The sequence below is a fragment of the Croceibacterium mercuriale genome, from assembly GCF_000802385.1.
GTDB classification, from domain to species: domain Bacteria; phylum Pseudomonadota; class Alphaproteobacteria; order Sphingomonadales; family Sphingomonadaceae; genus Croceibacterium; species Croceibacterium mercuriale.
Genome location: NZ_JTDN01000001.1, coordinates 437,000 through 457,395, shown reverse-complemented (window position 1 = coordinate 457,395; position 20,396 = coordinate 437,000). Strand labels below are relative to the sequence as shown.

The window sequence follows — 20,396 nt, the reverse complement described above, 5'->3', positions numbered from 1 at the left end:
TCGCACCGGTCAGGCAGGGGCATGCCAGGCGGAGGGATCATCCTCCTGCGCCACCAGCGCCAGCCCGTGGGCGATGGAGGTCAGCTCCCCGCCCGACATGATCCGGCCGCTGCCGAAGCGGTCGGTGAAGATGCGGCGCACCGCCGGCACCAGCGATGTGCCGCCGGTCAGGAACACGCGATCGATGCCGCTCTCCGTCACGCCGGCATCGGCCAGCGCATCGTCCACTGCCTGCGCCATGCGGGCGATGTCGGCGGCGATCCAGTCCTCGAACTCCGCCCGCGTCACCTGCGCCTCGATCTCCACCTGCCCGCCGGCGAAGCGGAAGGTGGCGTGGTCGGCCTCCGTCAGCGCCCGCTTCAGTCCGGTCACCGCGTCGTAGAGCGGGAAGCCCAGCTCATCCTCGATCAGCGCGATCATGCGGCCGATCGCCGCCGGATCGACGGCGCTGCGCTGCAGCCGGACCAGCTCGTCCAGCGTGCGCCGGTTGCGCATCAGCGCCAGCTTCGACCAGTCGGAGAAATCGTTGAAGTAGGTGGCCGGGATCTCCAGCACCTTGTCGAAGGACCGGTACATCCCGCCCTTTCCCAGCATCGGCAGGACCAGGTGATCGACGATGCGCTGGTCGAACCGGTCGCCGGCCAGGCCCACGCCGGCATGGCCCAGCGGAACGCAACGCTGCGCCGCGCCAGGCTCGCGCACCTGCACCACCGAGAAGTCGCTGGTGCCGCCACCGAAATCCGCCACCAGCAGCGTCGCCGGGGCGGTCAGGCGGGCGGCGTAGCTGAAGGCGGCGGCCAGCGGCTCGTACACGTAGTGGATCTCGCGCGCGAAGCCGTCGAACATCGCATCATAGCGTTGCCGCGCGAGAGCCGGGTCGGGGCGCGAGCCGGCGTAATGAACGGGCCGTCCCACCACCAGCCGATCCAGCCGGTCCAGCTTGCCACCGGCGTGGGATGCCAGCTTTTCCAGGAACAGCCGGCCCAGTTCCTCGAACCGGTAAGGCCGGGTGAAGATCGACGCCCGTTCGAAGGAGCGGCTGGCGGCGACCGACTTGAAGGATTGCAGAAAACGGCTGTCGCCCGGAAACTCCAGATATTCGTGAATCGCGGCGGCGCCCGCTTCCACGTCCAGTCCGCCGCGCACACCCTCCTCGCGCCAGAAGCACAAGGCGGAGCGGAACACGTCGACCGGACCACCCTGCCCGTCCAGCGCAACCAGCTGCGGTCCCGTGCCGGCCCCGCCGGCCAGCGCCGCGACGCTGTTGGTGGTGCCGAAATCCAGGCCGGCATAGCGGGCGGTGGCGGATGTGTTCATCGGGCGGCGGCCGGGCAGTAGCGGGTCATGAATGCCGCCTACGTGCCGCACCCCCCTTCCGACAAGCCCGTGATCAGGCCGCCACGCGCCGGGTACGGCCAAGCACGCCGCCGGCGACATATACCGCCAGCCCGGCCCAGATCAGCCCGAAGCTCAGCAGCTTCGTCGCATCCAGGTGCTCGCCGAACAGGGTGATCGCCAGCACGAACTGGATGGATGGTGCCATGAACTGGAGCAGCCCCAGGGTCGCCATCTTCAGTTCCCGCGCGGCCGCCGCGAACAGCAGCAACGGCACGGTCGTCACCGCGCCCGCCAGCACCAGCAGCGTGGTCAGCCCCCGCTCCTGCCCGAAGCTGAGACCCCCATGAGAGGAGAGCCAGTACAGATAGCCGAGCGCGACCGGCGCCAGCAGCAGGGTCTCCACCGTCAGCCCCTCGAACGCCTCGACCGGCGCCAGCTTGCGGATCAGGCCGTAGAAGGCGAAACTCAGCGCGATCGCCAGGCTGAGCCACAGCCCGCCGCCCCCGGCACCCAGCGCCAGCACCGCCACGCCGGTCCCCGCCAGCACCACCGCACCGGCCTGCGGCCGGGTCAGCCGCTCCCCCAGCAGCGCCACGCCGATGGCGATGTTGAGCAGAGGGTTGAGGAAGTACGCCATGCTGGCGGCCAGCACCTGATGGTGCAGCACCGCCCAGACATAGATCAGCCAGTTCGCCGCGATCATCGCCGCACTCGTCGCCAGCATCAGCATGACGCGGGGCGACCGCAGTGCCGTCCACAGCGACCCGCCGCGGCGTAGCAGCAGGACCAGCGGCACCAGCAGCACCACCGACCACAGCACCCGCTGTGCCACGATCTCTCCCGCATCCACCTGGTCGACCAGATGGAAGTACAGCGGCAACAGGCCCCACAGGCCGTAGGCAGCGGCGCCATGGATCAGCCCGCGGCGGCTTTCAGGCATATGCGTCATGGATCGACCTGCAGTCCGGAAGGGAAAGTCCCGGATGCCGTGTCGCCAAAGCGCCGCCATGTCCACCCGCTGGTTACAAACTGTTGCTCATGGCCGGGCGCTCCGCTCGGCGGTTGACGCGTCCGGACACGTCTCTCAAAGGCGGCGAAGTGATCATGCGACCTAATCGCATTATCACCGGGGTCTGACCGGATATCCGGTCCGCTAACGGGGGAATTACCGATGTCGTTTTCACGATCGGCGCTGTCCGGCGCCGTATCCGTCCTGGCGTGCGCCAGTGCCCTGCCTGCGCTGGCCGACGATGCCGCCGATCAGGGCGCGCGCACGGACGAGATCGTGGTGACGGCGGCCGGTTTCGAACAGAAGATCACCGACGCTCCGGCCAGCATCACGGTCATTACGGAGAAGGAGCTGCGCGAGCGGCCCTACACCACGCTGATCGACGCGGTGCGCGACGTGGAAGGCGTCGATGTCGGTGAAACGTCGGACAAGACCGGTCAGCGCACGATCAGCATCCGCGGCATGGGGGCGGACTACACGCTGATCCTGATCGACGGGAAGCGCCAGAACAATCATGGCGACATCTATCCCAACAGCTTCGGCGGCAACCAGTTCAACCACATCCCGCCACTGGACGCGATCGAGCGGATCGAGGTGATCCGCGGGCCGGCCTCAACCCTGTATGGCGCCGATGCGCTGGGCGGCGTGATCAACATCATCACGAAGAAGGTGGCGGACCGCTGGACCGCGTCGGCCACGATCGGCCGGGTCATCCAGGAAGATCCCGTATTCGGCGACGACATGACCTATGACGCGACCGCGCGCGGGCCGCTGCTGCCGGGCCTCGCCGGCCTGACGCTGCGCGGCTCGCTGTACCGCCGGATGGCATCCAGTCCGGATTTCACCCCCGTGATCGACCCCGCCGGCGTCTCCCACGTCCGCAGCCTGGGGTTCGGCGGTGGTGGCCGCACGGTGGACAACACCAACAAGAATGCCGGCGTGTCGCTCAGCCTGACGCCGGTCGAAGGCCACAGCCTCATCTTCGACCTCGATTATTCGCGCCAGAAGTACGACAACACCGCGATCGTGGATCCGGATACCGGCGCGATTTCCTATCCGCTGGGCACACTGGACGGGATCGAGAGCATCTGGCGCGCGACCGGCGGCGTGGTGCAGCCGCGCGTGGGCTACACCGCTGACCAGGTGTTCGACCGGCTGAACTGGGCCGCGACCCATCAGGGCGAATATGGCGCGGTGCGCAGCTTCGTGTCGCTCGCCTATATCGAGACGAACAACAAGGGGCGCACCATGCCCTTCTCCGTCGCGGAGCGGCTGGAATTGCAGCAGATGTGGAGCGGCCGGGGCATCTATGCCGGCTTGCCCACCGCGGAACGCCGCCGCATTGCCGAGGAAACCTTCCTGCCGCGCCCGCTGCGCACGCTGGAAAGCAGGCAGTACACGCTGGATGCACGGGTCGACATCCCGGTCGATGGCTGGCTGGGCGAGCACCGCTTCATCGTCGGTGGCCAGTATATCGATGGGGAACTGGACGATGGTGTGTTCGGGCTGGAGGCCAGTACCGGCGGCGTGCAGGCGGTGCAGGACCATCGAATCTGGTCGCTGTTCGCAGAAGACAACTGGACCCCGCTGGACGGGCTGACCATCACCGGCGGCATCCGCTATGACGATCACAACCTGTTCGGCGGCCGCTTCAGCCCGCGGCTTTATGCAGTCTACACCGTGACCCCGACCGTCACCGTGAAGGGCGGCGTCAGCACCGGCTACAAGACACCGCGCACCACCGACCTGTATGACGGCATCCGCGGCTTCGGTGGCCAGGGCACCAGCCCGTTCATCGGCAATCCCGAACTCGAACCGGAAACCAGCGTCAACAGCGAGATCGCCGTCTACTGGAACCCGTCACCGTTCAGCGGCATCAACGTCACGCTGTTCCAGAACGACTTCAACGACAAGATCGCCAGCACCAACGTGCGGCCCTGCGCCGTGACGGACTTCGTGCGACCCTGCGCCAATCTGGGCGATTACTGGGAGGTGCTGGGGCTGGGCGGCAATATCAGCATTCCGGTGAACGTGGATGAGGCGCGCATTCGCGGGGCGGAGATCGCCGGCCGGTACGAGGTCTTCACCGGCCTGTCGGTCCGCGCCAACTACACCTACACCGACAGCGAACAGCTCAGCGGGCCGGAGATCGGCCTGCCACTGACCCAGACGGCCAGGCACATGGCCAACGCCACGATCAACTGGGAGCTGCTGCCCGGCCTCGCCACGCAGCTGATGGCGGAGCACCGGTCCGAACGGTATCGCGGCGTCGATGTCGATGGCAGCCACCTGTACTGGCGCCCGTACACGGTGCTGAACCTGGGCGGGCAATACCGCCTGAGCGACAATCTCACGATCGGCGGGCGCGTGAACAACTTGCTGAACCGGGATTTCACCAGCTACGACACCAGCTTCATCGACAATGGCGATGGCACCTGGACGCCCAGTTTCCAGGATCATTACAACAACAAGGACCGGGCACGCAGCTACTGGATCAACCTCAACGCGCGGATCTGACCCATCCGCGCAGGCTGGGTCGGGCCGGCTGACGGTTGCACGATGGTGCCGACCGTCCCGGTCAGGAGGTTCCCCGATGAAGGTCTGGCGTGATCGCCGCAGCGTTCGAGAAAGGCGCGGACCATCGCCGGTTCGGCCCGCCGGAGTTCACGCCCTGGTAGCGGAAACCCGCCCATTCACTCCTCGACAGATGGCGCCACCGGCGTGCGGCCGGGCTGCTCCAGGCGCTGTTCCGACAGGATTTGCCAGCAGGTGAGGAACAGGGCGGCGGCAAGCGGGCCAAGCACGATGCCGCTCAGCCCGAAGGCATCGATGCCGCCCAAGGTGGTGACCAGCACCAGCCAGTCCGGCAGGCCGGTGTCCCGCCCGACCAGGATCGGGCGCAGGATGTTGTCCGCCAGTCCGATCAGCAACACGCCGGACGCGACCACCACGATCGCCTGCCACACTGCGCCGGTCGCCAGCAGGTAGACCGCGACAGGTCCCCAGATGATCGCCGGGCCGATGGCCGGCAACAGGGCGGCGATCGCCATCAGCACGCCCCACAGCAGGGCCGCCGGCAGGCCGACGACCCAGAAGGTCACCGCACCCAGCCCGCCCTGCACCAGCGCGACCACGCCCGAACCCTTGATGGTCGCACGCACGACGCCGACGAACTTCTCGGCCAGACGCTCGGCCGCTTCCGGCTCCAGCGGCAGCGCACGCACCACGGCGGGGCCGATATGCTCCCCGTCGCGCAACAGGAAATAGGTGACGTACAGCCCGACGCCGAACGCCAGCAGGAAGGCCGCGGCATTGGCACCGATCGACAGCGCCCGGCTGGCCAGCTCGCTGGCGCTGCTGCTGACCGCCTGGGTGATGCGCGCCTGCGTCTGTTCGAAGCTCTGGAAGCCGGACCGGTCCAGCAATCCCTGCACGGGGGACGGCAGCCCGTCATAGAACCGCTGGAAATAGGTGGCGAAGTTGATGTCTCCGCTGCGGATCTGGGTGTAGACGCCAGCCGCCTGCTCGACCACCAGGCTGGAGATGATCAGCGCCGGGATGACGACCGCCACCGTGATGACCAGCAACGTCACCGCGCTGGCGATGTTGCGGTGCCCCGGCCACCGGGCCAGCATGCGCTGGAACAGGGGCTGGAACAGCAGCGCCGCCAGCGATGCCCACAGCAAGGCGCCGACGAAGCCCGACACTACAAAGGCCAGCGCGACGGTGACCAGCACCACAGCAAGGATCAGGCCGCCACGCTCCACACGCCCACGAACAATCATGACCAGCCTGCCTTTGCGGGAGAGAAGAAGTGGCGCAGCCGCGACTGGCGCCTGACCGTGGAGCATAAAGTAAACTTTGTCAGGATAGTTCCCCGCGGACGCCTTGGCGGCAGATCGGCTTGAACCCGTGCCGGCAGGGTCTAAGACCGGGACCATGACAGCACCTTCCAGCGACACGCTCCGCCACCCCCAACTCGCAGCCCGCCCGATCACCCGGCGCATCAGGCGCATCGCGCCACGGGCGCTGCTGCTGCTCTCCGCCTGCGCGACCATCGCAGCGACAGAACCAGCGGTTGATGCGGACATCTCGGCCGAGCGCCTGTCGCGCGACGTGCGCATCCTCGCCTCCGATCCGTTCGGCGGCCGCGCGCCCGGTACACCCGGCGAGACGCGCACGATCGAGTGGCTGGTCGGGGAGTTGCAGGCGATCGGCCTCGAACCCGGCGGCCCGGATGGCGCGTGGACGCAAGCCGTGCCCCTGCTGCGCACGCAGCTGGGGACCGGTACGCTGTCGGCCAGCATGCAGGGCACCACCCTGCCGCTGCAGCAGGGGGAAGACATCTACTTCAGCACGCTGCGGCCCGTGTCCGAGATCACGCTGGCGCAGGCACCGATGGTGTTCGTCGGCTATGGCGTGACCGCGCCCGAGCGCGGGTGGGACGACTTCAAGGATGCCGACCTCACCGGCAAGGTGGCGGTGTTCCTGATCAACGACCCCGACTTCCGCGCCGCGACCGGTGACGAAGCGGCAAACAGGTTCGGCGGGCAGGCGATGACCTATTATGGCCGCTGGACCTACAAGTTCGAGGAAGCCGCCCGCCGGGGCGCCATCGCCGCGCTGATCGTGCACGACACGGATGGCGCGGGTTATGGGTGGTCCACCGTCACCGCGCCCGGTGGCGAGAATTACGACGTGGCCGGCGCCACGAACCGGCTCGCGCTGCAGGGCTGGCTGAGCGGTGCCGCGGCGGACCGGCTGTTCACCGCAGCGGGGCAGGATCTCGCCACCCTGCGTACGCAGGCCGCCACGCCCGCCTTCCGCCCGGTGGAGCTTGGCACGACCTTCAGCGCCAACCTGCCGGTCACGCATGAAAGCCTGATGAGCCGCAATGTGCTGGCCCGCCTGCCCGGCACCACGCGACCGGACGAGGTGGTGTTCTATGGCGCGCACTGGGATGCCTATGGCGAAGGCGCGCCGGACGCGCAGGGGCGCACCATCCGCCCCGGCGCCAATGATGACGCGCTGGGCGTCGCCGGCCTGCTGGAGATCGCGCGTGCGTTCAAGGCCGGCCCGCCGCCGCAGCGCAGCGTCGCCTTCGGCTTCTGGACGGCGGAGGAGCGCGGGCTGCTGGGGTCCGAGACCTATGCCCGCGATCCCGTCTATCCGGCAGCCAGCACCGTGGCGAACATCACGCTGGACATCCTGAACACGGGCGGCCCGTCGCGCGACGTGCTGCTGGTGGGCGAAGGACAGAGCACGCTGGAGGACATGCTGACCGGTGCCGCCGCCGCGCAGGGCCGCACGGTCACGCCCGAGACCCTGCCCGAACGCGGCCTGTTCTACCGCGCCGATCACTTCTCCGTGGCGAAGCGCGGCGTGCCGACCCTGCTGCTGATGGCGATCAGCGGCGCACCGGACCTGGTCGAGGGCGGCCGCACAGGCGGGCAGGCGTGGCTGGACGGCTACATGGCCTGCTACCACCAGACCTGCGACGCCTGGACCCCGGAACTGGACTTCACCGGCGCCGCGCAGGACACCGCGCTCGCCTTTTACGTCGGGCGGGACCTTGCCATGTCCGACGTCTGGCCCGAGTGGAAGGAAGGGTCGGAATTTGCGCAGATCCGCAATGCGGACCGGCTGCGGAGCAATGCCTCGCAGCCCTGATCAGGGGCGATCGGCGGTCAGCATGCCACCACGTTGACCGCCAGCCCGCCCAGGCTCGTCTCCTTGTATTTGCTGGCCATGTCGATCCCGGTCTGGCGCATCGTCTCGATCACCGCATCCAGGCTGACGATGTGCCGGCCATCACCCTGCAGTGCCAGGTAGGCGGCGTTGATCGCCTTGACCGCACCCATCGTGTTGCGTTCGATGCAGGGGATCTGCACCAGCCCGCCGATCGGGTCGCAGGTCAGGCCCAGATTGTGCTCCATCCCGATCTCCGCGGCGTTCTCCACCTGCTGGTTGGTCCCGCCCAGCGCCGCCGCCAGCCCGGCCGCCGCCATGGAGCAGGCGACCCCGACCTCGCCCTGGCAGCCCATCTCGGCCGCGGAGATGGAGGCACGTTTCTTGTACAGGCAGCCGATCGCCGCCGCCGTCAGCAGCAGGGTGCGCTCACCCTCCCGGTCGGCGCCGGGCACGAACTTGCGGTAATACAGCAGGGTGGCCGGGATCACGCCGGCCGCGCCATTGGTGGGCGCGGTGACGACGCGGCCGCCGGCGGCATTCTCCTCGTTCACGGCCAGCGCGAACAGGCTGACCCATTCGAAGACCTGCGCCGGCCCGGCATTGGCGCCCTGCTGCCGCAGGCGCAGCTGGATCGCCCGCGCGCGCCGCCGGACCCGCAGGCCGCCGGGGAGCAGCCCTTCCTGCCGCAGCCCGCGCTGCACGCAGGCATCCATCACGTCGATGATCCGGTCCAACCCTGCCAGCGTTTCGCCTTCGGTGCGCCATACACCTTCATTGCGCAGCATCAGGGTGGCGATGGACAATCCTTCCCGGTCGCCCAGCACCAGCAACTCCTCGCCGGAGCAGAACGGGAACGGCAGCCGGGCATTGTGTCCGGCCATCGTCACCTGCGGGGTGAGAGATACCGCATCCCCGCTCATGATCGCGCCGCCACCGACCGAGTAGAAGTAATGTTCCACCGGCTCCGCCACCCCCTCCAGCCAGGCGGTGAAGCGCATGCCGTTGGAGTGCGCCGGCAGGAACTCGCCCAGCCGGAAGACCAGATCGGCCCGCTCCTGGAACGGGATCGCTGTGCCATCGAAGGTGCGGCTGAGCAGCCGGCCCTGCTGGCGGATATCGGCCACCATGCCGGCCATCGCGTCCGGATCGATGGTCGCCGGACTGTGGCCGGACAGGCCCAGCAGCACCGCCACGTCGGTGGCGTGACCCAGTCCCGTCAGCGCCAGCGATCCATACAGCTCGCATCGCACCCGCTGTGGCGCCTGCGGCAGCGCTTCCATGAACTGTCGCGCGGCCCGCATCGGCCCGACCGTGTGCGAACTGGACGGGCCGATCCCGACGGAGAAGATCTCCAGCGCGCTGATCGGGGATGCGGACAGTTCCTCATCCGGCATTTGCGACACGGCCTGTGATGCTCCCGACGATTGGCACGACCGCAGCACGGCCCCTTGATGAGCGAGCCTTAGCTGTGATCATGCCTGATGTCGCCGGCGATTTTGCGCGCTTTCCGCGGTCAGAGTGACGGATATGCAACCATCTTGCCGTACAGGCACACGATCTCGCTACTGCAGCAATCCTGTGGCCTGCATCGCTCCTTCAGGGGATCAGCCGGCCCGCCCGAAGCTGCTCGAACAGGGAAAAGAATGCATCCTCGGTCGGCTGGTACGCGGTGAAGCCGAGCCGCCGGCTCTTGCTCATGTCGGTCACCACCTCGATCGGTCGGCCCAGATCGGCATCGGTGTGCCATGGGGAGGCCAGCCGGGTCAGGTCCGCCTCCGCCAGCCCTTCACGCTCCGCGATCGCACGCCACACCCCGGCATCATCCGCCATCTGCTGCTCCAGCGGACGCACGATGCCGTCGAACGGCGCCGCCTCCACCCCGAACCATCCGGCGATGCGGCCCCACATCCACTGCCAGCGAAAGATGTCGCCATTGACGACGTTGAACGCCTCGTCATGCGCCGCCTCGGTTTCCGCCGCCCACAGCAGATGCTGCGCCAGCTGCCCGGCATCGGTCATGTCGGTCAGCCCCGCCCATTGCGCGGCCGATCCGGGGAAGGTGAACGGCCGCCCGGTTTCCCGGCACAGGCTGGCATAGGCAGCCAGCGTCGTACCCATGTTCATGGCATTGCCGACGGCCAGCCCGATCACCGTATGCGGGCGATGCACGCTCCAGCTGAAGCCATCGCGCGCCGCGGCGGCGAACACCTCGTCCTCCTGCGCGTAGTAGAAGTTCTCGACATCCAGCCGCCCCTGCTCCTCGCGGAACGGGGTCTGCGGCAACGCGCCCTTCCCGTAAGCCTCGAACGGGCCGAGATAGTGCTTCAGCCCGGTGACCAGCGCGACATGGCGCGGTCCGGTCGGTTTCGGCAGGCCGTCCAGCAGGTTGCGCACCATCGCGGAATTGACGCGGATATTCTCCGCCTCGCTGTCCTGGCGCAGCCAGGTGGTGATGAACACCGCATCCGGGTTCAGGTCGCGCAGGGCCGCGGCCGTCGCATCCCGGTCCAGCAGATCCGCCGCAACCGGCTGCACGCCCGCCTGTTCGCCGGGTCGGCGCGCCAGGCCGTGTACCGTCCAGCCCTGCGCCGCCAGCAGCTTCGCCGTCGCGCTGCCGACGATCCCGCTCGCGCCCACCACCAATGCCGTCTTCGCCATGAATACACTCCTTCGTTGCCGTACAGCTAGGCACCGGCCCGGCGTGGTTCTAGACGGCACCATTCACGTCCCCAGGCACCAGGAGGTAACCACATGCAGCCCGGAACCCCCGATGACGACTGGCGGGAGGATTGCGCCCCGCGCCGCGTGCTGGAACTGTTTGCGACCAAGTGGACCAGCATGGTGCTGCACACGCTGCATGCCCGCCATGACGGTGCAGCCCGCACCGGCGTGCTCCAGCGCAGCCTGCCGGGTATTTCCAAGAAGATGCTGACACAGACGCTACGCGACATGGAAGGCAGCGGCCTGCTGGACCGGCTTGTCCGGAGCACGATGCCGCCAGCGGTCGAGTACCGCCTGACCGAACTGGGTCGCCGCTTCGTCGAGCCGGTGGAGCTGCTCTATGGCTGGGGCCGGGACAATGCCGATGCGCTGGACCAGCTGGTGCCGCGCCCGGGTTCACGCCGGACGTAAGCCGGGCTCAATCGTCGCCGCACCGGAACGCCGCCGATTTTGCCGGGTTCAACCTATCCATCTTCAAAGGATAGCAGCTTGGCAGCGAAGTCATCGGAAGCTCATGCAGGAGTGAGCGACATTGTTGCCGGACTGCTCACATCGCTGGAAGACGGTGACCTCCTCGTCATCACCAGGGACGATCCGGATGCGGCGGAACTGGCACGGGCGCTGGCGGCCGGCGCCCCGGATGCGGTGGTGGTGTTCTGCCCGGGCAGCGATGCCCTGCCGGGTGACAGCGCGCCGCCCTCCCCGGCCAATGTGGGCCAGCGCGCGACAGCCCTGCGCCGCGTGCGGGCCGCCCTGTCCGGGGCCGAGCGCCCGACGATCGCGCTGGTAACCACCGGCGAGGCGGTGACGCGGCTGTACCCGCGTCCGGAGGAGTTCGACGCCGCCCCGCCGATCCTGCGTGACGGGCAGGAGATCGAGGTGGAGGCCTTCGCGGCCATCCTGGCCGACAGCGGCTACGTGCTGGATGACCGGGTGGACGAGCCTGGCGAGATGGCCGTCCGCGGGCAGGTGATCGACCTCTACCCGGCCGATGCCGGGGAACCGTACCGGATCGAAGTGCAGGATGGACGCATCCTTTCCATCCGCCCGTACGATCCGGTGACACAGCTGACCCATGGCGAGTGCAACAGGCTGGAGGTCGGCCGGGCAAGCGAGCCGGACCTGCGCCATCCCGTCACCCTGCCGGACCATCTGCCCGGTGCCCGGATCGCCGTGCAGCCCGGTGCCGAGGACCGCCGGCAGCGCTTCCTCGCGCTGGCGGAGGACGCGGTCCGGCGCCGCCCCGAACGGGCGGTGCGCGACGTATGCCCGGGCGAGCGCTGGAACGCCGCGCTGGATGGCCGTGACGTGCTTGATCCTGCGGACGATGCCGGTGACCCGCCGCCACGCTTCGTGGAACGCAAATGGCCGCTGCGCGCCCTGAAGACCTTCGCCGGACAGGCAATCGAGGCGGGTGACCGCGTGCTGCTGCTCGGAAGCCCGCGCGACCTGCGTTTCCTTGCCCGCCGCGTGACCAAGGCGCTCGGGTCCGATCCCGCGCCTGTGCGCAGCTGGGCTGACGCCATGGCCGCGGCGCCCGGCGCGCTGCTGATGATGGAGATGCCGCTGCGCCGTGGCTTCCGCCATGACGGGCTGGTGGCGATCACCGCCGCCGACCTGCTCGGCAGCCGAGCGCAGCGCGACATCGATGCGCCCTCCGCCGACGCCGCCCAGATCTTCGCGATGGGCGAACTGCATGTCGGGGACGTGGTGGTGCACGAGGATCACGGTGTCTGCGTCGTCGCCGGTCTGGAGCCGCTGGCGGATGAAGGTGATGATGCAGTCGTGCTGCGCTTCGCCAATGACGCGCGGCGGATGGTGCCGGTGGCGGAGGCGGCCCGGATCTGGCGCTATGGCGCGGACGAGGATGCCGTCACGCTGGACAAGCTCGACGGATCGAGCTGGGAGAAACGGCGTCGTGCGGTGGACGTGGCGGTGGCGGAAACCGCGCGCGGCCTGATCGCGCTGGCGGAGGAACGGCTGGCCAGCTCCGCCCCGGAACTGGTGCCCGATGCCGCCGCCTACGAACGGTTTGTGGCCGGCTTTCCATTCACCGAGACGGCAGACCAGGGCCGGGCCATCGACGCGGTGCGCGACGATCTCGCCTCCGGCAAGCCGATGAACCGGCTGGTGGTCGGCGATGTCGGCTATGGCAAGACGGAGGTTGCGCTGCGCGCCGCCGCGATCGTCGCGCTCGGTGGCAGCCAGGTGGCCGTGGCGGCGCCCACCACCGTGCTCGCCCGGCAGCATCTGGAAAGCTTCCGCGCCCGGTTCCACGGGCTCGGCATCACCGTCGCCGGCCTGTCGCGCTTTACCCCGGCCGCGGAGAAGAAGGCGACCCTTGCCGGCCTGGCGGATGGATCGATCCACGTCGTCATCGGCACCGGCGCGGTCGCGGGCAAGGCGGTCACCTATCATGACCTCGCCCTGACCATCATCGACGAGGAGCAGAAGTTCGGCGCCGCCGACAAGGCCAAACTGCGTGATCTCGGCGCGGGCCATGTGCTGACGCTGAGCGCCACGCCGATCCCGCGCACGCTGCAAAGCGCACTGATCGGTCTGCAGCAATTGTCCGTCATCGCCACGCCACCCGCCCGCCGACAGCCGATCCGCACCGCCGTGGACACCTTCGACCCGCAGACCGTCCGCACCGCCTTGCTGCGCGAACGCAGCCGCGGCGGGCAGAGCTTCGTCGTCGTGCCGCGGGTGGAGGACATCGCGCCCATGGCCGAACAGCTGGGCAGGCTGGTGCCGGAACTCGACCTGCTGCAGGCGCATGGCAAGCTGCCGGCGGCCGAGATCGACGAGGCGATGGTGCGTTTCGCCGCCGGCGATGGCGACGTGCTGCTGGCCACCAACATCATCGAATCCGGTCTGGACGTGCCGCGCGCCAACACAATGATCGTCTGGCGCGCCGACCGCTTCGGCCTGTCGCAACTCCACCAGCTGCGCGGCCGGGTCGGGCGCGGTGCGCGGCGGGGGCAGATCTACCTGCTGACCGATCCAAAGGCGGAGATCGCGGCGCATACCCTGGCCCGGCTGAAGACATTACAGGCGCTGGACCGGCTGGGGGCAGGCTTCGCGATCAGCGCGCGCGACCTGGACCTGCGCGGCGCCGGCGACCTGCTGAGCGAGGAACAGACCGGCCATGTGAAGCTGATCGGCGTCGATTTCTACCAGCATATGCTGGAAGGCGCGCTGCGCACCGCGCGTGGCGAGCCGGTCGAGATCTGGACACCTTCGCTCAACTTCGGGGTCGGCGGGCGGATCAGCCCGGAATGGATCCCGGAGGAGGATGTGCGGATCGGCCTCTACGTCCGCCTGGCCCGCCTCGGCAGCCTGCACGAACTCGACACCTTCGAGGAAGAGGTGACGGACCGCTTCGGAGAGCCGCCGGAAGACGCCCGGCACCTGCTCGCCCTCGCCCGTCTGCGCGTGCTGGCGCGCGATGTCCGGATCGAGCGGATCGATGCCGGCCCCGCCGCGATCGCCTTCACCCCGCACCGCCAGTTTGCCGGCGATCCCGCCGCGGCTGGGCTGGAGGAATCCAAGGGCCGCCTGTTGCTGCGCGAGACGATCCAGGAGCCACACGAACGGCTGACCCGCGCGGAAGCGATCCTGACGGAACTTGTCGCGGACGTCTCCTGAACAGACGGGGAGCGGCACAGGACCGCTCCCCTGCTCCACCTCAGTCCTGTGGTACGGCCACGCTGTTGTTGCGCCGGGTCACCTCCGGCGCATCCTGCGGCAGTGCCACCTCCACCCGCAGCCCCTCGCTCCCGCGCGGGACCTGCAGCCGGACGGTCGCGGTGCGCGGCATGAGGTCGGCCGGTGCCTCCAGCGGCGGAATGGCCGTGCGCGCCACGACCGTGCCGCCCGCATCCACCAGCCGGGCCTCGCCGCCGGCGGTCGCCTGTGCCCCCAGGCTGTGCACCGTCACGTCCAGCCGCGATCCGCGGCGACGCAGATCGGCAGGCCCGATGCCCAGATCGGCCCGGCCCTCCACGGGCGTGCCCGCCTGCACCAGCTGGAAGTCCAGCACGGTCGTTGTCCCCGGCGCGAAGGTCACCGGCACCTGCGCGCCCCGCTCCAGCGTGACGGTGTCGGCCGGCCCGGTCGCGGTCACCGTCCTGCCCTCGTCCGCGCTGGTGCCGGCCTGCATCGTCCACTGCCCGGCCGTGACGTTCCAGCTGTCCATCAGCGCCGCCTGCGGCACGTCCGACATGTTCCAGGCGATCACCCGGAAGCGGTCGCGCGTGGCGCCAGGCATCAGGATCGCGACCTGCTCCGCCGCGCCTTCCTCGGCGAAGCGCCAGCTGACCGTGTTGCCGGGCACCGTCTGGTTGCGGCCCAGCGCCACACCGCCCAGCCGCTCGCGCTGCAGGATCTGGCTCGGCAGCTCGACCCGGTCGGACCACCAGTGCCCTTCCGTCATCATGTACATCCGCTGCGATCCTTGTGCGATCGCATCGGCATGCAGCGCGCTCAGCTGTCCGGTATCACCGGTCTCCGCCCAGGCGGCATAGCGTGCAAAGGGATCGCCTGATCCGGCACCACGGGCAATGCGGCCGCGCAGCGCCGCGCCATCCGGCAGCAGGTCGAACAGGTTCTCGTTGAACTCCGCCGCGCCACCGGCGCTGCGCGCCAGCCGCGCGGTGACCGGCTGCAGATACCGCTGGTCGCCGCTGAAGCGCCATGCGGCGAAGGCGGATTGCAACGGCAGGGTCGCCCCGCCGCCGTCGCCCTGCCGCTCCTCGTCGGTGCGCCAGTTGATCTCGTTGGGATAGGTCCAGCTGCCGTCCGCCCCCTGCTTGCCATGCGCCAGCAACCCGTCGACCAGCCCCGTCACCAGCCCGCGCGAGGTCGGATCGCCGTTGAACATGCCCAGCAGGATCGGGCCGTGCATGACGGTGAAGGCATAGGGCTTCTGCCATTCCCAATGCGGATCGCGATACATGGCGGTCGCGCCGTACCAGCTGCTGGCGAAGTGCAGATGTCCGGTCGGATTGGGCAGGATCACGCGCGACAGGCCACGGACATTGTCCATGATCCGCTCCACCGCCAGCGGCTCGCCCCAGTTCAGGTACAGCCGTGCCGCATTGCTGTTCAGCCCTTCCTCGTAGGCGTGCAGCTCGTCCGTGGCGATCGTCCCCAGACCATCGGTGATCATGCCGTCGCGATAGACCGCGTCCGACACCGCCCGCAGCGATGCGTTGATCTTGTCCGGCAGGATGCCCATCAGCGCGACGCCCGGCCATTGCTGGACCAGGTCGGTATCATCCGACAGGCCGCCGCCGAAATCGCCATACGGCACCTGACGTTCGTCGATCCACCATTCGATGAACTGGCGGACCTGCTTCAGGTCCTCCACCTGGCGGAAGGCCCACAGCGGCACGCCGGCCGGCGGCTCCGCCATGGTGACGACGGGAATGTTCTCCGGCCGGTAGTTGATGTCCGACCAGTAGGCGCGCCCCTGTTCGTGCTCGGGATCGGCCGCCAGCAGGTCGGTGATGTCGGCGTACAGCCGCTTGTACAGACTGGCCCGCTTGGAGGCGGTGTGCTCCTCCACCAGGAAGGCCCAGTTGTCCTTCACCTGGTTGAAGCGGTCGGCGACATGCTCGGTCAGGGCCTGGTCGCGCGGCTTGAACACCAGCCGGATGTTGGCGCCCTTCAGATGGTCGGCGGTGAAGCCTGCATTGGCGGAGGCGATGCTGATCAGCATCGACCTGGCCGGCAGGATGCGGTCGCGCAGGTCCAGCCACAGCGTCCGTGCCTCCCGCGGGCGGACCGAGACCGACAGGTCGATCATGTCCCGTTCGGGCCACAGCGGATCGCGGACCCGGATGTTGAGCGGGATGCGCCCGTCCGGATCTGCCGGCAGGTCCAGTGCGGGCAGGTCGATCGCCACGCCGTCCAGCCCGTCATGCAGGTTTTCCCACCCGTAATCCCAAGCCCGCGCGATCGGCCGGTCCGGCTCCGCATTGCCGAAGCTGGACGGGATCAGGATATGCGCGACCGGCGCATCGCCGCGCACCCGCAGCGCCGCGCCATCGGTGGCACTGCCCGCGCCCACCGCGACACGGATACCGCCGGTCGGCAGGGCGACAACCGTGCTGCGCTCCTCCCTGGGCAGGCGCCCGGCGATGAAGCCGCGCAGGGGCGCCAGCGCCGCCAGGTCGATCGAGGCGGCGGGATCGACCGTGTAGGACAGCCCGAAGCTGCCCGCCGGTTCGGTACCGGCCCCGATATCGTAGGCCCACAGCTCCTGCACCGGCTGCTCCTGCATCCGGTTGGTCAGGCGGATGGTGCCGCCGGTACGCGGGGCGAAGTCGGTGACGCTGCGCACCACGCCTTCGGGCCGCTGCGCCAGCTCCTCCGCGCGCCCGCCCGGACCGGTCCAGTCGAGCGTGCCATAGGCTGCGCCGCGCAGCTCGATGCGGTTGATCTGCTCGCCATCGGGCACGGTCAGCACGTAGCTCTTCCCGCCCTCGGCATAGGTGTTCCAGTCCGGCAATTGGAAGTAGTCGTTGCGGCCCGTCAGGCGGGACCGGTTGTACACGCCGGGCCAGGTGGTTTCGGCGATGCCGTCCACCCCCTTCCACATCCACTGCTTCAGGTCACGCGCATCGGCGAACTCTACCTTGCGCACCCGCGTCACCGCATCCGCCAGCACGGGTGGTGTGGCGCGGTCCCAGCCATAACGGTGCAGCCACGCCGCCCGCCGTGCCCGTTCGTCCGGCAGGATTGCCGCCATCGGGCCGGCGGCGGGATCCTGCCGCGCGGCCAACGCGGCGATCGCCGCCGGATCGAGGATGCTGTCATAGACCCGCAGTTCGTCCACGTCCGAACCGCGCATGAAGTTGTAGCGGCTCTGCACCTGATGCGGCGACAGCACCCGCCCGGCCAGGCCGAACCCGTCCAGCCCGCTGTCGAGGTCAGCCTGCTGGTCGCGCCGCGCGACCTCCTGCCCGTCCACGAACAGGCGCACCCCGATCGTTTCGTCCCAGGCAAAGGCGATGTGCAGCCAGCGGTCGGGGGCGGGCCGCTCCGGCATCTGCCACGATACGCGCACGCGGGACAGGTTGGCATCGGTGACGAAGGCATCAAAGCCGTGCCCGTTCCAGTCGATCCGCAGGAACGCCATGTCCCAGCTGCTGTGGTCGGAGAAGCTGGCGCGGAAGATGTTGAACGGCGCCTCCCCCACCGGCTCGCGGGCGCGCCAGAAAAAGCCCAGCGTGCCCCGCGCCGCCTGCATGTTGCCGCGCGCATTCCACGCCACATAGCCTTCATCCGCCCAGCGTGCGGCGCCGCCGACCGCGCCGTCGGGCACGATGCTCATCCCGCTGCGGAACTCCGGCTGTGCCTGCCCCTGCGCCGCATCGGCATCGAAGGTGTCATCCAGCGAGGCATGGAACAGCAGGCCGGGTGCAGGTGCGGCAGGTCCGGCAGCGGCGCCGGTGTCCTGCGCCTGCAAGGGCGATGCGGCGAGCGCCAGGGCAAGCGCGGCCAGGGAGGTGTGGGGGAATCTGGACATGCTTACCTCTCGTCGGGTCAGCTTCTTGCCGGCAGGTGGCGGCTGATCCCGTTTCACCACATGCTTAGATACCGGTGTCATAGGGGGCAACCCCTCGTCAGCCGGATCCGGCGCCACTACCTTTTGACGACACGTTTGAACCGGCAGCCGCCCGGTGCGTTCAATGACCAAAGCGCATCGCCTTTCCACGGCGGGTGCATCAGCTGGAAGGATCAAGATGGCGTACCAGAAGACCGAGGAAGCCGTCCGGCGCCTCACGCCGGAGCAGTTCCGGATCACGCAGCAGAGCGGGACGGAGCGCCCCGGCACCGGCGAGTATAACGATCACAAGGAACCCGGCATCTATGTGGACATCGTTTCGGGCGAACCGCTGTTCGCGTCGTCCGACAAGTTCGAATCCGGGTGCGGCTGGCCCAGCTTCACCAAGCCGATCGAGCCGGCGCATGTCAGCGAACTGCGCGATTCCACCCACGGCATGATCCGCACGGAGGTGCGATCGACCCATGGCGACAGCCATCTGGGTCATGTGTTCAATGACGGGCCGATCGATCGCGGCGGGCTGCGCTACTGCATCAACTCCGCATCGCTGCGCTTCGTGCATCGCGATGCCATGGAGGCCGAAGGCTACGGCGCCTATCTCGATCAGGTGGAATAAGGCCGACGGCGTCCATCGTCCGGCGCGGCGCCGCCTGTCGGTCTAGGGAGACACTTCCTTGCCTTCGAAGTCGAACAGCTTGCCGCTGTCGATGACCTTCAGCCCCTCGATCACGTCGAGCAGCTGAAGGGCGGCGCGGTCGGGCGTGAACAGCCGGCCGGCGGGCACATTGCCCTGGAACGGGCGTGACAGCCCCGTATCCACCGTGCCGGGATGCAGGGCCACCACGATGGCGCGGTCGTTGCGGCGGCGTTCCTCGATGGCGAGGTTGCGGATCAGCATGTTCAGTGCCGCCTTGGATGCCCGATAGCCGTGCCATCCACCCAGCCGGTTGTCGCTGATCGAACCGACACGCGCGGAGAGTGCGGCAAACACCGCCCGCCCGGTGCGCGGCATGATCGGCAGGAAATGCTTCGCCACCAGTGCCGGGCCGATCGCATTGACGGCGTGGACCTGCGCCAGCCAGACCGGGTCGAGGTCGCGCAATGCCTTTTCAGGCCCCTTGTCGCTGGCGTGCAGCAGGCCCGTCGCCACGATCACCAGCGCCGGCGGCGGTCCGCTGGCGACATGCGCCGCGGCGGCCGCGATGCTGCCTTCGTCCAGCAGGTCCAGGTGCTGCGCCCCGCTGCGCGACCGGGCAAAGCCGTGGACCGTGTGAAACGCGTCCTCCTCGCTCAACGCCGTTTCGAGCGCACCGCCGATGCCGCCGGATGCGCCGATCACGACTGCGGAGGTTTCAGGGGCCTTGCTCATGGGAAATCGCCTTCGTTGGTAAGCAACAGATGGTCCGGCTACCGCCGCCGACTGGCCTGCACCAGCGCGTAGCCGGCCAAGGCGCAACTCGCCACGGCCAGCACCAGGCCGATACCCGCGCCCCACAATGTCGCATTCCCGCCACCCAGGTACGCACCGCCCATGAAGCCGAGCAGCGGCAGCACCACCAGCAGCAGGCATCCGAGCGCAACCATCCGCCGCCTATCGGCACGGTCGCGGCGATTGGCAAGCGCTGCCGGACCTTCTATGCCGGCCCCCATGACCCGCCTGCGCCATCTCGGCCGGACCCACGCGCTGCTTGCCGGCCTGCTGCTGGCATGCGCGCTGGTCATGCGGCTGGCGCTGCCGGCGGGCCTCATGCCGGTGTCCGCCGGGGGGCAGATCACGCTGGCCCTGTGCACCGCCGCCTCGTCGCATGCAGGCCCTGCCTCCATCACCATCGATCTTCCGGCAAAGGCGGCGTCCGATGCACCGGACGGTGCCGATGATGGCCCGTGCCCCTTCGCCGCTTCCGCCGCCCCGGCGCTGGCCGATGGCGAGGGGCCGGACCTCGCCGCGCCGGCCCTGCTGTTCGCCGAATTCGCCCTCCCTCCGCCGGCCGTGCCTGCGCCGCCGCGTCTGGCCTTCCTGACACCGCCCTTGCGCGGACCTCCGCTGCCGGCCTGAACGCCGGA

The 20,396-nt window shown here is 68.9% G+C and carries 14 protein-coding genes; 6 read left to right on the top strand and 8 right to left on the bottom strand.

The window, feature by feature from the left end; genetic code table 11:
- Nucleotides 1-9: 9 nt before the first annotated feature.
- Both PK98_RS02055 and rarD read right to left on the bottom strand, forming a co-directional pair.
- Entirely contained in the window at nt 10-1,317 is a 1,308-nt protein-coding gene (locus PK98_RS02055; protein WP_039093910.1) for an Hsp70 family protein, read from the bottom strand.
- Nucleotides 1,318-1,390: 73 nt separating this feature from the next.
- Nucleotides 1,391-2,278 (bottom strand): EamA family transporter RarD, encoded by an 888-nt coding sequence (gene rarD, locus PK98_RS02050; RefSeq protein ID WP_326998647.1) that lies wholly within the window; start codon nt 2,276-2,278, stop codon nt 1,391-1,393.
- A 231-nt stretch (nt 2,279-2,509) separates the two neighbouring features.
- On the opposite strand from rarD, the gene PK98_RS02045 reads away from it, so the two are divergent.
- Nucleotides 2,510-4,864: a TonB-dependent receptor domain-containing protein gene (locus tag PK98_RS02045; RefSeq protein ID WP_039093908.1), complete on the top strand. Its 2,355-nt coding sequence runs from the start codon at nt 2,510-2,512 to the stop codon at nt 4,862-4,864.
- A 176-nt stretch (nt 4,865-5,040) separates the two neighbouring features.
- Here the strand turns inward: PK98_RS02045 and PK98_RS02040 are convergent, their stop codons facing one another.
- Complete coding sequence (locus PK98_RS02040; protein ID WP_052207904.1) at nt 5,041-6,132, bottom strand: AI-2E family transporter; 1,092 nt, start codon at nt 6,130-6,132, stop codon at nt 5,041-5,043.
- Between the two features lie 154 nt (nt 6,133-6,286).
- On the opposite strand from PK98_RS02040, the gene PK98_RS02035 reads away from it, so the two are divergent.
- Nucleotides 6,287-8,017, top strand: coding sequence for a M20/M25/M40 family metallo-hydrolase (locus tag PK98_RS02035; RefSeq protein WP_081995997.1), 1,731 nt, complete (start codon nt 6,287-6,289; stop codon nt 8,015-8,017).
- Between the two features lie 17 nt (nt 8,018-8,034).
- On the opposite strand, the gene PK98_RS02030 is transcribed toward PK98_RS02035, so the two are convergent.
- A complete protein-coding gene (locus tag PK98_RS02030; protein ID WP_039093906.1) occupies nt 8,035-9,432 on the bottom strand; it encodes an L-serine ammonia-lyase in 1,398 nt (465 codons plus the stop codon).
- Nucleotides 9,433-9,634: 202 nt separating this feature from the next.
- Complete coding sequence (locus PK98_RS02025; RefSeq protein WP_039093904.1) at nt 9,635-10,696, bottom strand: SDR family oxidoreductase; 1,062 nt, start codon at nt 10,694-10,696, stop codon at nt 9,635-9,637.
- A 93-nt stretch (nt 10,697-10,789) separates the two neighbouring features.
- On the opposite strand from PK98_RS02025, the gene PK98_RS02020 reads away from it, so the two are divergent.
- Entirely contained in the window at nt 10,790-11,170 is a 381-nt protein-coding gene (locus PK98_RS02020; protein WP_039093902.1) for a winged helix-turn-helix transcriptional regulator, read from the top strand.
- Nucleotides 11,171-11,281: 111 nt separating this feature from the next.
- Nucleotides 11,282-14,407 (top strand): helicase-related protein, encoded by a 3,126-nt coding sequence (locus PK98_RS02015; protein WP_235425365.1) that lies wholly within the window; start codon nt 11,282-11,284, stop codon nt 14,405-14,407.
- 40 nt (nt 14,408-14,447) lie between these two features.
- On the opposite strand, the gene PK98_RS02010 is transcribed toward PK98_RS02015, so the two are convergent.
- The gene (locus PK98_RS02010; RefSeq protein WP_039093899.1) at nt 14,448-18,293 is read right to left on the bottom strand and encodes a LamG-like jellyroll fold domain-containing protein; all 3,846 of its coding nucleotides are present in this window, start codon (nt 18,291-18,293) and stop codon (nt 14,448-14,450) included.
- Nucleotides 18,294-18,510: 217 nt separating this feature from the next.
- Between PK98_RS02010 and msrB the strand changes: the two genes are divergently transcribed.
- Nucleotides 18,511-18,948 carry a peptide-methionine (R)-S-oxide reductase MsrB gene (msrB, locus tag PK98_RS02005; protein ID WP_039093897.1) on the top strand — a complete coding sequence of 146 codons (438 nt, stop codon included), beginning with the start codon at nt 18,511-18,513 and terminating at the stop codon, nt 18,946-18,948.
- A 42-nt stretch (nt 18,949-18,990) separates the two neighbouring features.
- Here msrB and PK98_RS02000 read toward each other — a convergent pair whose 3' ends face one another.
- Both PK98_RS02000 and PK98_RS17195 read right to left on the bottom strand, forming a co-directional pair.
- Nucleotides 18,991-19,701 carry an SDR family NAD(P)-dependent oxidoreductase gene (locus tag PK98_RS02000; RefSeq protein ID WP_039093895.1) on the bottom strand — a complete coding sequence of 237 codons (711 nt, stop codon included), beginning with the start codon at nt 19,699-19,701 and terminating at the stop codon, nt 18,991-18,993.
- Nucleotides 19,702-19,739: 38 nt separating this feature from the next.
- A complete protein-coding gene (locus tag PK98_RS17195; RefSeq protein WP_162835545.1) occupies nt 19,740-19,916 on the bottom strand; it encodes a hypothetical protein in 177 nt (58 codons plus the stop codon).
- A 64-nt stretch (nt 19,917-19,980) separates the two neighbouring features.
- On the opposite strand from PK98_RS17195, the gene PK98_RS01995 reads away from it, so the two are divergent.
- On the top strand, nt 19,981-20,388 hold the full coding sequence (locus tag PK98_RS01995) for a hypothetical protein (protein WP_039093893.1): 408 nt from the start codon (nt 19,981-19,983) through the stop codon (nt 20,386-20,388).
- Nucleotides 20,389-20,396: the final 8 nt, after the last annotated feature.

Excerpts from the sequence above, each read along its gene's own strand:
- PK98_RS01995 (WP_039093893.1), top strand. The coding sequence starts at position 19,981 with ATGACCCGCCTGCGCCATCTCGGCCGGACCCACGCGCTGCTTGCCGGC.
- PK98_RS02045 (WP_039093908.1), top strand. The coding sequence starts at position 2,510 with ATGTCGTTTTCACGATCGGCGCTGTCCGGCGCCGTATCCGTCCTGGCG.
- msrB (WP_039093897.1), top strand. The coding sequence starts at position 18,511 with ATGGCGTACCAGAAGACCGAGGAAGCCGTCCGGCGCCTCACGCCGGAG.
- PK98_RS02035 (WP_081995997.1), top strand. The coding sequence starts at position 6,287 with ATGACAGCACCTTCCAGCGACACGCTCCGCCACCCCCAACTCGCAGCC.
- PK98_RS17195 (WP_162835545.1), bottom strand. The coding sequence starts at position 19,916 with ATGGTTGCGCTCGGATGCCTGCTGCTGGTGGTGCTGCCGCTGCTCGGC.
- PK98_RS02010 (WP_039093899.1), bottom strand. The coding sequence starts at position 18,293 with ATGTCCAGATTCCCCCACACCTCCCTGGCCGCGCTTGCCCTGGCGCTC.
- PK98_RS02040 (WP_052207904.1), bottom strand. The coding sequence starts at position 6,132 with ATGATTGTTCGTGGGCGTGTGGAGCGTGGCGGCCTGATCCTTGCTGTG.
- PK98_RS02025 (WP_039093904.1), bottom strand. The coding sequence starts at position 10,696 with ATGGCGAAGACGGCATTGGTGGTGGGCGCGAGCGGGATCGTCGGCAGC.
- PK98_RS02030 (WP_039093906.1), bottom strand. The coding sequence starts at position 9,432 with ATGCCGGATGAGGAACTGTCCGCATCCCCGATCAGCGCGCTGGAGATC.
- PK98_RS02020 (WP_039093902.1), top strand. The coding sequence starts at position 10,790 with ATGCAGCCCGGAACCCCCGATGACGACTGGCGGGAGGATTGCGCCCCG.
- PK98_RS02000 (WP_039093895.1), bottom strand. The coding sequence starts at position 19,701 with ATGAGCAAGGCCCCTGAAACCTCCGCAGTCGTGATCGGCGCATCCGGC.
- PK98_RS02055 (WP_039093910.1), bottom strand. The coding sequence starts at position 1,317 with ATGAACACATCCGCCACCGCCCGCTATGCCGGCCTGGATTTCGGCACC.
- rarD (WP_326998647.1), bottom strand. The coding sequence starts at position 2,278 with ATGCCTGAAAGCCGCCGCGGGCTGATCCATGGCGCCGCTGCCTACGGC.